Below are 12,060 nucleotides of genomic sequence, written 5' to 3' on the forward strand. Positions count from 1 at the left end.
TTCACCGAGTCAAGCTCGGTGAAAAAATTATTTGAATTTTAGGGCTAAACAAAGTAGCGGTTATACGCGGCTTGGAAATGTAAATTTAATGAGGAAGCGTTACTTCTAAAACATAAATGTTTTCATAAAAAAAAGGAATAAAGAAACGAAAATGTTTATCATCAATAATATCGTATAACAATGTCTTCAAAGCCGACACGGCAGTCAAGCTGCCGTGCGGTTTGATATGTTGTGCCATTTGTCAACATAAAAAACTCCTTTTGAGAAAAAATATAAAAAAAAACGGAAGGAAAGCGATAGATCGGCACATGGCCATTCTGATATACGTGGATTCGCCTGAAAATCAGGTTTACCGACAGGTCAATGGTCCGCCTGGAATTCTTTCTCTCTAACTGCGAGCATAGGAAGTTAAAAAGTTTCCCGCTCATAAACCGCTCGAAGATAATTCCTTAAATGCTCACAAATTCCTTCCGTTATGATACAAGTTAATTTTTCGCCAGAATATCTTTAGCGAAAGTTTCATCCCGCAGGTGATTTGATTTCATTGCGCAATAAACTCCTCGACCGTTTTTTGAATGTCGGAAAGCTCCCCCTCATCAATTTTGTTCAAGGCAGTTTTCCTGTTGTCAACAAAATTCATCATTCCCCAGACAAAACATGCAAGCTCCCTTGCCCCCGCCGTCGTTACTAGATTGTAGGGGAGCCCTTTTTGGGAAAGATAAAGCATTCTTTTTCTGAGCCTGAGCGTGCACTTGTCCGCGTAAGAAACGATGGCGGCGGACGCATTTTTCTGCCGCTCTTTTACCCTGACTGATTTTGCCGTGACAACAGAATGCATTCTAAGGCTTCCCGCACACTCAACAAGAAGACTTCTGACTCTTGAATTCCCAGCCTTAGTAATCGCCGTGTGCCGTACCCTGTTTCCGCTTGAATCCTCGCCGGGACAAAGTCCTGTAAAGCTTACGAAGGACTTCGCCTTTGAAAAACGGGAAAAATCCCCGATTTCCGCGACAATCGAAATGGCGGAGACATAACTGATTCCAGAGATGCACACCAGGGCATCAATTTTTTCCCTCACTTCATCATCCTTGCAGAGTTCCAGAATCTTCGCCTCAATTCTCTGAACTTTGTCCATGAGCGTTATTACTTCGGCGTGATATTCCTCAAATGATTCCTGAAGCCACTTGTCAGCGAAGTTCATCGTCCTGAGCCAAGCCATGTGAGCCTGCGTCCAGTAATGGCCGCTCTGAGGATAAGGCAAGCCCATTCGCAGCAGGAAAGAAAGGAGGTTCTGCTTTGCTTTTTTGAGCATGGTGATTTTTGCCGTCCTGACCCGTGTATATTCCTTTATCGCCTCAAGTTTTTCAGAAGGAAGGCAGACAGGGCTGTAGGTTTTGAAGGCGAGAGTCTTTGCAAGAAGGCGGGCGTCCATCCTGTCTGTCTTGACTTTCTGACCAGGTGCCTTTGCTATTGTCGATGGGGCGATAATGACGCAGGCGAAGTCTTCTTTTTGAAGTTTTCTGCAAAGTCCGTATCCTGTGGGACCTGCCTCGTATCCAATAAGAAAAACTGCATCTTGCCCGACTGATTTTTGAAGGTTCTTCAGGTAGTGAAGCGTGTTTTCAAATTTGGAAGAGCTTTTGTGCTCCGCGAATAATTTGTCTTCACGGCTGTCATAAGCGCAGAAAGAATTTGTGTCCTTGTGCACGTCAATTCCGACATAGATTACTTTTGTGTTCTCTGTTACATTGTTCATTGTAGTGCTCCTTTTTGCATGAGGCAGGTCATGCTTGTTGTTTTCTATTCCAAGTTTACGACCGACCCCTCGATTCTGCAAACCTGGTGGCACTACATATTGTCTAAGCAATTGTTATGTGGACGCCCGCACTGGGGCGCAAGGTTATTGTTATAGAATAAAAAGAATGAAAAAGATATGGAGAAAATAATAAACTTGTTAAAGATGAATTTTTGTAAAAAAGAATCTATGAGGAAAAAATCCTCTCTAGAAACTTACAAATCTTATACATTAAATCTAGAGATAATAAATCTTTCCGAAGTTATCAAGTTTATGTCTCCAATTGTTGATATAAATCACTTTCCATTTGATTATTCATGGTTTCCAAAAAAAGAAGAGCATATACAGGAATCCTTAAAATTTCTTAAAGAAAATTTTATGGAGGAATACATCAGGAGAAATCCAGATAAAGAAATTAGCACATTGAGCATAAAAAAGGAATGCCGAATATTGAAAATTTACGATCATGAATTTGAGCAAAATAATTCCATGCTTATTTATGAATATGAACTTTATGACTCAGAAAATAATCCTGTTATCGTTGACTATACCGTTGAAGCTGGATATGGAACTATACATAAATCCTTGTATATTAAGAAATGAAAAACCAGCCGTAGAAACCTATAAATTCTCAAATTGACAATACTTCCGCTTAGCGTTAGTATATAATTATGATAAATTCATTTGGAGATTCTGAAACAGAATTAATTTATAAAGGTCAGAGAAGCAAAAAACTTCCGCCGACTATTCACAATGTTGCCCGACGGAAACTCCGAATGATAGCGGCCGCAAAAGAAGTAAAAGATTTACGAATTCCGCCAGGAAATAATCTTGAACAACTTGTAGGAAATCTTGCAGGGCTTTGGTCAATCCGTATAAACGACCAATGGAGAATTGTATTTACCTTTAAGAATGGAGGAGCGGACAATGTTAGAATCACAGATTACCACTAATGACAAATTACCGAATATTCATCCTGGAGAAATCCTGAAGGAAGAATTTCTTGTTCCAATGAATATTTCAGCATATCGTCTTGCAAAAGAAATTAATATTCCTCAAACCCGTATTTCAGAAATAATTCATGGACATCGTTCCATAACAGCTGACACAGCAATTCGGTTTTCAAAGTTTTTTGGAACAACCGCAGAGTTTTGGCTTAATCTTCAGAATCTTTACGATTTAGAAGAAGAAGAGAAAAATCATGCACCAGAGTTTGAAACAATAAAGATGTATGCTTATGCATAAAATCACATAACAAAGCTTCAAAGCGGATGTCGCGGTCAAGCCGGTTTGCGGTTTGATATGTTGTGCCATTTGTCAACATAAAAAACTCCTTTTGAGAAAAAATATAAAAAAAAACGGAAGGAAAGCGATAGATCGGCACATGGCCATTCTGATATACGTGGATTCGCCTGAAAATCAGGTTTACCGACAGGTCAATGGTCCGCCTGGAATTCTTTCTCTCTAACTGCGAGCATAGGAAGTTAAAAAGTTTCCCGCTCATAAACCGCTCGAAGATAATTCCTTAAATGCTCACAAATTCCTTCCGTTATGATACAAGTTAATTTTTCGCCAGAATATCTTTAGCGAAAGTTTCATCCCGCAGGTGATTTGATTTCATTGCGCAATAAACTCCTCGACCGTTTTTTGAATGTCGGAAAGCTCCCCCTCATCAATTTTGTTCAAGGCAGTTTTCCTGTTGTCAACAAAATTCGTCATTCCCCAGACAAAACATGCAAGCTCCCTTGCCCCCGCCGTCGTTACTAGATTGTAGGGGAGCCCTTTTTGGGAAAGATAAAGCATTCTTTTTCTGAGCCTGAGCGTGCACTTGTCCGCGTAAGAAACGATGGCGGCGGACGCATTTTTCTGCCGCTCTTTTACCCTGACTGATTTTGCCGTGACAACAGAATGCATTCTAAGGCTTCCCGCACACTCAACAAGAAGACTTCTGACTCTTGAATTCCCAGCCTTAGTAATCGCCGTGTGCCGTACCCTGTTTCCGCTTGAATCCTCGCCGGGACAAAGTCCTGTAAAGCTTACGAAGGACTTCGCCTTTGAAAAACGGGAAAAATCCCCCGATTTCCGCGACAATCGAAATGGCGGAGACATAACTGATTCCAGAGATGCACACCAGGGCATCAATTTTTTCCCTCACTTCATCATCCTTGCAGAGTTCCAGAATCTTCGCCTCAATTCTCTGAACTTTGTCCATGAGCGTTATTACTTCGGCGTGATATTCCTCAAATGATTCCTGAAGCCACTTGTCAGCGAAGTTCATCGTCCTGAGCCAAGCCATGTGAGCCTGCGTCCAGTAATGGCCGCTCTGAGGATAAGGCAAGCCCATTCGCAGCAGGAAAGAAAGGAGGTTCTGCTTTGCTTTTTTGAGCATGGTGATTTTTGCCGTCCTGACCCGTGTATATTCCTTTATCGCCTCAAGTTTTTCAGAAGGAAGGCAGACAGGGCTGTAGGTTTTGAAGGCGAGAGTCTTTGCAAGAAGGCGGGCGTCCATCCTGTCTGTCTTGACTTTCTGACCAGGTGCCTTTGCTATTGTCGATGGGGCGATAATGACGCAGGCGAAGTCTTCTTTTTGAAGTTTTCTGCAAAGTCCGTATCCTGTGGGACCTGCCTCGTATCCAATAAGAAAAACTGCATCTTGCCCGACTGATTTTTGAAGGTTCTTCAGGTAGTGAAGCGTGTTTTCAAATTTGGAAGAGCTTTTGTGCTCCGCGAATAATTTGTCTTCACGGCTGTCATAAGCACAGAAAGAATTTGTGTCCTTGTGCACGTCAATTCCGACATAGATTACTTTTGTGTTCTCTGTTACATTGTTCATTGTAGTGCTCCTTTTTGCATGAGGCAGGTCATGCTTGTTGTTTTCTATTCCAAGTTTACGACCGAACCCTCGATTCTGCAAACCTGGTGGCACTACATATTGTCTAAGACTATGTTATACGCACAGCTCACTGAGCTGGAGAGGTTTAATAATGAAAAAAAGTATATATATTTTCGGAATTATCCCCTCATACACTCTTAATATAACATAAAATTCGACAAATTTTCATATTTTTTTTTACATTTTTATTTGATTTTTATTGACATAATAATCAAGATGTATTATATTATAAACATCAGGAGGTAATAGAAATGTGAAACGAAAAAAGAAAAAACTGTGGTCAAGAGCAGACAAAATCGCCTTGCTGGTTTTTCTGCTAGAACTTCTAAAGTTCATACTTGACCTGGTTTCTAAGCTGTCTGCTTAGTTTTCCACCGTTCATAGATACCGCCAATATCTATGAACGGTTTAAAAATAATCAAATTATATAGGAGTGTCAATAATGAACAGAATGGAAAAAATACTGATAGCAATTTTAATTCTTCAAGTTTTGGATATTGCGTTAAGGTTTATAATGTAGGTGATTTTATGGAAAAAACAACACAGCACGGCGGAACAAGAGCCGGAGCAGGCAGAAAAAAAGGAAGCACAACAAATAATACAGGATATAAAAACGGACGGATTGTCATTTCCTGCCTTGAATCTGAGGAAATGGCAATAAAACAAAAAGCAAAAGAACAGAATAAAACAGTAAGCAGGTTGATTATTGATTCTGTTTTGAAAAACTAAAAAGCAGGAGGCATATATGACATTCTTTGATTTTATGATAAAGTTTCCGACTGAAAAAGCCGTTATAAAATACTTTCTCAAAATCAGATATAACGATGTTCTTATATGCCCTCACTGCGGTTCAAAAGTTCGTGTTCAGCACAGAAATGACAATCTAAAACTTTGTAACTGCCATAACTGCAATAATACATTCTCACCATTCAAAAACACAATCTTTGAAAAGTCATCAACAGACCTGCGTAAATGGTTCTATGCAATCCATTTATTTTTGAATTCTAAAAAAGGAATTTCCGGCTTGCAGTTACAGCGTGAAATCGGCGTAACATATAAAACAGCGTGGAGAATGCTCAAGCAGATACGCTCTGCAATGGGAAACACTGATATGTCAAAAGCATTTGAAGCAATGGTCGAAATTGACGAAACATATATCGGCGGTAAACCTAGAAAAATGAACGGCGAAACAGAGCCTTCAAAGCGTGGACGTGGAACTAAAAAAACTCCTGTTGTAGGTGTAAAAGAAAGAAGTTCAAGCCACGTATTCGCAAAGGTAGCACTTCCAAACGAAGAAGGCAAGAAACTTACAGGAAAGCAGCTTTTCAATATTCTTGACAGCGTATGCAAGAAAGACGCAACGGTTCTGACCGATGATTTTAGAGGCTACAATTTTATGAACCATAAAAACACAAATAAAAACAACTACTACAGAATCAGCGTAAATCATTTAGAAAGCATTTACAGCCTCGGCAACGGACTTCATACAAACGGAATTGAATCGTTCTGGGCACTGTTGAAGCGTGGAATTCTCGGAATTTATCATCACGTTTCTGTAGACTACTTGCAGGAATATGTAAACGAATTCTGTTTCCGGCAGAACAACGGAACAAGCTCATTTGATGTACTGTTAAAGCAGGGGATATTTGCGGCATAATTCAATATTGATTTAAATCCTTGAAATGTATAGTATAAAGATAAAGCCTTTCTTTTTGGCGAAAGAAAGGCTTTTGAAACGGATTATCAGATACTTTTGGGAAACGGCAATCTGATATTTATTAACAAAGGGAACAAATGTTCTCGCTTTTTGTATAATATTAAGCATTTATAAGTTATTTGTCAATATGATACAGAAAGCCTCTTAAAAGGATAAATTTAATGAGGTGTAAAAAAAATTACATTGATTTTTATGATGAACATTTTTTTGATTTAATATGGAAAGATTTTGAATTTTAGCATATAATAAAAAAACAAGAAATATAGTTTTGTCGTTTGTAATATTTCTTGTTTTTTTTAATAACTAAGAGTGTGTTAGGGGATAATTCCGTATATTTTTATTGGAATTTTATTCTCTTTATTTTCAGTCTTCGCAAATGATGCTTATACAAAAGTATCTGGAGGTTCAATTCTTCCTATTTCCAAAACAAAAAATGAAAATATAAAAATGGAAAAAGAAGAAATAAATTTTACTTTATATAAAGATCATTATGACATTAATGTAAAATTTTATTTTATGAATTATGGACCAACAGAAACAATAGAAGTTGGATTTCCTCAATGGAAACATCGTCAACCAACCGAAGATGATTTCTTTTATTTCAAAAACAAAGTAAATAATGTAACTACAAATTTTACTGTAAAAGAATTGGAAAAACCTGAACCATTAAATAAAAGTATGGTAATAACAAAATGGTATATTCGTTCAGTTACTTTTGAATCCAATGAAATAACTACAACAGAAGTAGAATACTCCGCCCCTTATGGCGTTTATGGGAGTTCAAAATCTGCTGATTATTTATTTGGAACTGGAGCTACCTGGAAAGATTGTATCGGTGAAATGATTATAAAAATTACGAATACAACTGATGATGTTTGGATTAATGCAATTAGAATTGATAATTCTGATTTAGGAAATATTATCAGAGAAAATAATACAATAGTTATACAGAAAAAAAATGTTTATCCAAAAATCGAATCTGAAATTTTCCTAGAGTTAGACAGGGTCCCTGATTGTCTGGTCAGTTTACGGGTAATAAACCCTGAAAGAAGATGGGATTTTAGAGATTATATTATTTCTGAATCTGAATCTAAATTAAAATTTTATTCTACAACACAATTAAGATATTTAAGAAATTTAATTTTTGCTGCCTATGGGCATACTTTTAAATCAGATGATATAAATCAATGGCTTAAAAAATATTGTTCAGATTGGTATATTCCGAAAGGAACTGTTACAGAAAAACAATTTAATGAAAATGAAAAAAAGAATCTTGCATTAATTCAACAAGAGGAAGCAAGAAGAAATAATCCTCCTATCAATTATCTAAATGAATATTTTGATAATGAAAAATATTCAACTATAAGTTCAAAAATGGAAAATATTTATTTATCATATATTGAAAGAGATAATACAAAACTAGTAACAAAAGGTTTAATCTACAATAAGATAGATAATGTAATTCAGCCATTATTTTTCATTGACGGGTATATTATAAAAGATAAAGATTCTAATCAGGTTTCTTATCCTATTGCCACTCAAGAATTCTTTGGATGGAAAATAGAATTAAACAAAACATCTATATCATTTCAAATATTTACAAATCAAGGAAAAAATACTACTGATTCAATTAAATTTCTTTGGAATGATAGAGAAAGAAAGTTTGAGAAATCTAGAATTAACCCGTTGGATTTATAATAATATCGTATAACAAAGGTTCGTAGCCGACACGCGGTCAAGCCGCGTGCGGTACAACCCGTTGTTATGCCCACGGCTCACTAGGGTGGTAGTTTTATAAAGATCAAAAATTTGATATAATTGTTCCAAAATTTTAGGAGCATTAGAATGGGTTTTACACATATAGACTGTTTTAGTGGACCAGGGGGTATTTGCACAGGGCTTCACGCCGCAGGATTTGAAACTAAGGTTGCTATTGAGTTTATTAAAAGTTGCGTTGATACCTATTCGAAAAATCATCCGGAAGTCCATGTAATACATTCTGATATAAGAAATGTCTCAAAAGAACAAATCTTACCTTTTATTCCTAAAGGTGGTATCGATTTAGTAACTTCTGGAATGCCTTGTGAAACTTTTTCAACTGCTGGAAATACATCCCGCTCGTTCTATGATGACAGACAGTTTCTTTTTAGAGAAGGAATTCGAATCGCAGAAATAGTAAATGCAAAACTTATACTTTTTGAAAATGTTCCGGCAATTACAACAAAAACAGTTTCAAAAGATTCAAATGAATTAATTGTTTCTGTTCTAAAAGAAGAATTAAAAGAAGCTGGTTATGGTAATCTCAAAGAATTTGTTCTTTGTGCTACAGATTTTGGAGTTCCTCAGACACGCAAAAGATTTTTTATTCTTGCTTCAAAAAATCCAACAACTGAATTATCTGCACCAACACCAACTTGTAAAAAAACTGTTACCGTGCAAGATGCCTTCGCAGGATTAAAAAATGTAATTCCAAATTCTAATCAAGAAGAAACAGAATATAGCAATTCTTCATCAATGTTTGAAAAACTAATGAGAGATGATGATTTTTGGAGAAGAACAAATCCGCAGCCTGACAAAGTAACTTATCAAATGCCAATGAAACATAGAGCATGTACTTTAAAAAGGTTTGAATTGCTAAATCCGGGTGACAGTTTAAAAGATTTATTCGATAGGTACGAAGGCGCTGAAAGAGAGGAACTTCAAAAACAACGGATTTTACCTAAGAAAATGTTCATAAAACGTAATTATAGATTAGTATCTAGTGAACCTTCTCCTACTGTTACAAGTCACTGTTTAGATGAATTTGTACATCCTAAATATAATCGTGCTTTAACAGTTCGCGAATGTGCAAGATTGCAATCATTTCCTGATTCCTATGATTTTTGCGGAGGTCCATATATTACACCTCATTTACACAATAACATTCAGGACAAATACGAACAGATTGGCGATGCTGTTCCACCACTCTTGGCTTACGCATGGGGTATCAAAATAAACGAAATATTGGAGAATTATAAATAATGGAAGATTTAAAAAATTTTTGTGATAATATTTATGAAACTACTTATACTTGTACAGTGGATGAACAAAAACAAGAACTTATAACAAAGAGTCATGGAAAATCTCTTTCTCAAACGAAACTTGATGAAATAGAAGTTGCCGCACAAAAAGAAGCCATAAAACAGTCTGTTTTAAAAGGCATGCGTGAATTTCCAACAGTTGAAGTTGAAGAGATTTGGAAAACAATTTATGAAATACATGTTCATAGAAAAAGTGGCATTGACAATGCCGAAATAATTGCAAAAGTAATAAGTGCAGACCAAAGTTGGAAAAAGTCTAGCGGACATGCCTTTGAAGAAATGGTTAAATTTCTCGCTTCTGTTGCATTAAAAGATACTGAAATAGAAATAATACTTCAACGAGATTTAAATGTACTTATAAAAGCAAATGAGTTAGGTAATGAGCCAAGAGATATAAGCTGGTTAAAAGAACAAGTAAAGGGAAATGTATTTGATTTATATGCAACTCTTACTCATGAAAATAAAAAATATTGTTTTGGCTGTATTCAAGCAAAAACAAGTGTTCGAGATAGAGTTACTAGAGATAGAGAACCTTCTATTGCTGCAATGAAATCATTCTTTTGGAGTACGATTTTTGTTTTAGATGGAACATTTTTAAAACTTCCAAAATTTGTAGCAATGGTAAATGGCGGAACAACAGAGTTTAAAGAAAATGGTTGGCACTCTATGTTTGTATTTTCCGAAAAATATTCAAAAGATAGAATTTTTTCTACAGATTTAGATTTGAAACATTTTAAAGAACAAGCGATAGAAGCTGCAGATTTTTGGTTAAAACAAAGACAATGGTTTAACCAAGAGTGGAAAACAAATTGTTTCGTAGAAGGACAGTAAAAAAAAGCATAACAAAGCTTCAAATCCGACAAATCGGTCAAACCGGTTTGCGGTTTGATATGTTGTGCCATTTGTCAACATAAAAAACTCCTTTTGAGAAAAAATATAAAAAAAAACGGAAGGAAAGCGATAGATCGGCACATGGCCATTCTGATATACGTGGATTCGCCTGAAAATCAGGTTTACCGACAGGTCAATGGTCCGCCTGGAATTCTTTCTCTCTAACTGCGAGCATAGGAAGTTAAAAAGTTTCCCGCTCATAAACCGCTCGAAGATAATTCCTTAAATGCTCACAAATTCCTTCCGTTATGATACAAGTTAATTTTTCGCCAGAATATCTTTAGCGAAAGTTTCATCCCGCAGGTGATTTGATTTCATTGCGCAATAAACTCCTCGACCGTTTTTTGAATGTCGGAAAGCTCCCCCTCATCAATTTTGTTCAAGGCAGTTTTCCTGTTGTCAACAAAATTCATCATTCCCCAGACAAAACATGCAAGCTCCCTTGCCCCCGCCGTCGTTACTAGATTGTAGGGGAGCCCTTTTTGGGAAAGATAAAGCATTCTTTTTCTGAGCCTGAGCGTGCACTTGTCCGCGTAAGAAACGATGGCGGCGGACGCATTTTTCTGCCGCTCTTTTACCCTGACTGATTTTGCCGTGACAACAGAATGCATTCTAAGGCTTCCCGCACACTCAACAAGAAGACTTCTGACTCTTGAATTCCCAGCTTTCGTAATCGCCGTGTGCCGTACCCTGTTTCCGCTTGAATCCTCGCCGGGACAAAGTCCTATAAAGCTTACGAAGGACTTCGCCTTTGAAAAACGGGAAAAATCCCCGATTTCCGCGACAATCGAAATAGCGGAGACATAACTGATTCCAGAGATGCACACCAGGGCATCAATTTTTTCCCTCACTTCATCATCCTTGCAGAGTTCCAGAATCTTCGCCTCAATTCTCTGAACTTTGTCCATGAGCGTTATTACTTCGGCGTGATATTCCTCAAATGATTCCTGAAGCCACTTGTCAGCGAAGTTCATCGTCCTGAGCCAAGCCATGTGAGCCTGCGTCCAGTAATGGCCGCTCTGAGGATAAGGCAAGCCCATTCGCAGCAGGAAAGAAAGGAGGTTCTGCTTTGCTTTTTTGAGCATGGTGATTTTTGCCGTCCTGACCCGTGTATATTCCTTTATCGCCTCAAGTTTTTCAGAAGGAAGGCAGACAGGGCTGTAGGTTTTGAAGGCGAGAGTCTTTGCAAGAAGGCGGGCGTCCATCCTGTCTGTCTTGACTTTCTGACCAGGTGCCTTTGCTATTGTCGATGGGGCGATAATGACGCAGGCGAAGTCTTCTTTTTGAAGTTTTCTGCAAAGTCCGTATCCTGTGGGACCTGCCTCGTATCCAATAAGAAAAACTGCATCTTGCCCGACTGATTTTTGAAGGTTCTTCAGGTAGTGAAGCGTGTTTTCAAATTTGGAAGAGCTTTTGTGCTCCGCGAATAATTTGTCTTCACGGCTGTCATAAGCACAGAAAGAATTTGTGTCCTTGTGCACGTCAATTCCGACATAGATTACTTTTGTGTTCTCTGTTACATTGTTCATTGTAGTGCTCCTTTTTGCATGAGGCAGGTCATGCTTGTTGTTTTCTATTCCAAGTTTACGACCGAACCCTCGATTCTGCAAACCTGGTGGCACTACATATTGTCTAACTCATTGTTATGCTCACAGCCCACTGGGCTGGTAGTTTTATAGAAATA

11 protein-coding genes and 1 pseudogene are annotated in these 12,060 nt (G+C 37.5%); 8 read left to right on the plus strand and 4 right to left on the minus strand.

What is annotated here, in order from left to right; translation table 11 throughout:
• Positions 1–541: 541 nt before the first annotated feature.
• Complete coding sequence (locus tag TRESU_RS03570) at positions 542–1,849, minus strand: IS110 family RNA-guided transposase (protein ID WP_245535697.1); 1,308 nt, start codon at positions 1,847–1,849, stop codon at positions 542–544.
• An 84-nt stretch (positions 1,850–1,933) separates the two neighbouring features.
• Between TRESU_RS03570 and TRESU_RS03575 the strand changes: the two genes are divergently transcribed.
• From TRESU_RS03575 to TRESU_RS03585, 3 genes are all read left to right on the plus strand, one after another.
• Positions 1,934–2,398: a PI-PLC domain-containing protein gene (locus TRESU_RS03575; RefSeq protein WP_013700946.1), complete on the plus strand. Its 465-nt coding sequence runs from the start codon at positions 1,934–1,936 to the stop codon at positions 2,396–2,398.
• A gap of 68 nt (positions 2,399–2,466) precedes the next feature.
• Positions 2,467–2,748 (plus strand): type II toxin-antitoxin system RelE/ParE family toxin, encoded by a 282-nt coding sequence (locus TRESU_RS03580; protein WP_013700947.1) that lies wholly within the window; start codon positions 2,467–2,469, stop codon positions 2,746–2,748.
• The gene (locus tag TRESU_RS03585; RefSeq protein WP_013700948.1) at positions 2,723–3,040 is read left to right on the plus strand and encodes a HigA family addiction module antitoxin; all 318 of its coding nucleotides are present in this window, start codon (positions 2,723–2,725) and stop codon (positions 3,038–3,040) included. The genes TRESU_RS03580 and TRESU_RS03585 overlap by 26 nt, the downstream gene beginning before the upstream one ends.
• A 372-nt stretch (positions 3,041–3,412) precedes the next feature.
• Here the strand turns inward: TRESU_RS03585 and TRESU_RS15470 are convergent, their stop codons facing one another.
• Both TRESU_RS15470 and TRESU_RS15475 read right to left on the minus strand, forming a co-directional pair.
• Positions 3,413–3,886 carry a transposase gene (locus tag TRESU_RS15470; RefSeq protein ID WP_245535698.1) on the minus strand — a complete coding sequence of 158 codons (474 nt, stop codon included), beginning with the start codon at positions 3,884–3,886 and terminating at the stop codon, positions 3,413–3,415.
• A 313-nt stretch (positions 3,887–4,199) separates the two neighbouring features.
• Positions 4,200–4,628, minus strand: a pseudogene (locus TRESU_RS15475) (IS110 family transposase); the annotation flags it as partial.
• A 459-nt stretch (positions 4,629–5,087) separates the two neighbouring features.
• On the opposite strand from TRESU_RS15475, the gene TRESU_RS03595 reads away from it, so the two are divergent.
• The 5 genes from TRESU_RS03595 to TRESU_RS03615 all read left to right on the plus strand — a co-directional run bounded on the left by TRESU_RS03595 (position 5,088) and on the right by TRESU_RS03615 (position 10,316).
• Complete coding sequence (locus TRESU_RS03595) at positions 5,088–5,417, plus strand: hypothetical protein (RefSeq protein ID WP_013700534.1); 330 nt, start codon at positions 5,088–5,090, stop codon at positions 5,415–5,417.
• Between the two features lie 16 nt (positions 5,418–5,433).
• Positions 5,434–6,345, plus strand: coding sequence for an IS1595 family transposase (locus tag TRESU_RS03600; protein WP_013700533.1), 912 nt, complete (start codon positions 5,434–5,436; stop codon positions 6,343–6,345).
• Between the two features lie 507 nt (positions 6,346–6,852).
• The gene (locus TRESU_RS03605; RefSeq protein WP_013700949.1) at positions 6,853–8,103 is read left to right on the plus strand and encodes a YARHG domain-containing protein; all 1,251 of its coding nucleotides are present in this window, start codon (positions 6,853–6,855) and stop codon (positions 8,101–8,103) included.
• Between the two features lie 147 nt (positions 8,104–8,250).
• Positions 8,251–9,426 carry a DNA cytosine methyltransferase gene (locus TRESU_RS03610; RefSeq protein ID WP_013700950.1) on the plus strand — a complete coding sequence of 392 codons (1,176 nt, stop codon included), beginning with the start codon at positions 8,251–8,253 and terminating at the stop codon, positions 9,424–9,426.
• Positions 9,426–10,316: a BsaWI family type II restriction enzyme gene (locus TRESU_RS03615; protein WP_013700951.1), complete on the plus strand. Its 891-nt coding sequence runs from the start codon at positions 9,426–9,428 to the stop codon at positions 10,314–10,316. The genes TRESU_RS03610 and TRESU_RS03615 overlap by 1 nt, the downstream gene beginning before the upstream one ends.
• A gap of 374 nt (positions 10,317–10,690) precedes the next feature.
• On the opposite strand, the gene TRESU_RS03620 is transcribed toward TRESU_RS03615, so the two are convergent.
• On the minus strand, positions 10,691–11,998 hold the full coding sequence (locus TRESU_RS03620) for an IS110 family RNA-guided transposase (protein WP_245535699.1): 1,308 nt from the start codon (positions 11,996–11,998) through the stop codon (positions 10,691–10,693).
• Positions 11,999–12,060: the final 62 nt, after the last annotated feature.

Source organism: Treponema succinifaciens DSM 2489 (genome assembly GCF_000195275.1).
Taxonomy (GTDB): Bacteria; Spirochaetota; Spirochaetia; order Treponematales; family Treponemataceae; genus Treponema_D; species Treponema_D succinifaciens.

Bases quoted from the DNA above. Each gene is read 5' to 3' on its own strand.
- TRESU_RS03605 (WP_013700949.1), top strand. From the start codon at position 6,853: ATGGAAAAAGAAGAAATAAATTTTACTTTATATAAAGATCATTATGAC.
- TRESU_RS03615 (WP_013700951.1), top strand. From the start codon at position 9,426: ATGGAAGATTTAAAAAATTTTTGTGATAATATTTATGAAACTACTTAT.
- TRESU_RS03585 (WP_013700948.1), top strand. From the start codon at position 2,723: ATGTTAGAATCACAGATTACCACTAATGACAAATTACCGAATATTCAT.
- TRESU_RS03580 (WP_013700947.1), top strand. From the start codon at position 2,467: ATGATAAATTCATTTGGAGATTCTGAAACAGAATTAATTTATAAAGGT.
- TRESU_RS03610 (WP_013700950.1), top strand. From the start codon at position 8,251: ATGGGTTTTACACATATAGACTGTTTTAGTGGACCAGGGGGTATTTGC.
- TRESU_RS03595 (WP_013700534.1), top strand. From the start codon at position 5,088: ATGAACGGTTTAAAAATAATCAAATTATATAGGAGTGTCAATAATGAA.
- TRESU_RS03575 (WP_013700946.1), top strand. From the start codon at position 1,934: ATGGAGAAAATAATAAACTTGTTAAAGATGAATTTTTGTAAAAAAGAA.
- TRESU_RS03600 (WP_013700533.1), top strand. From the start codon at position 5,434: ATGACATTCTTTGATTTTATGATAAAGTTTCCGACTGAAAAAGCCGTT.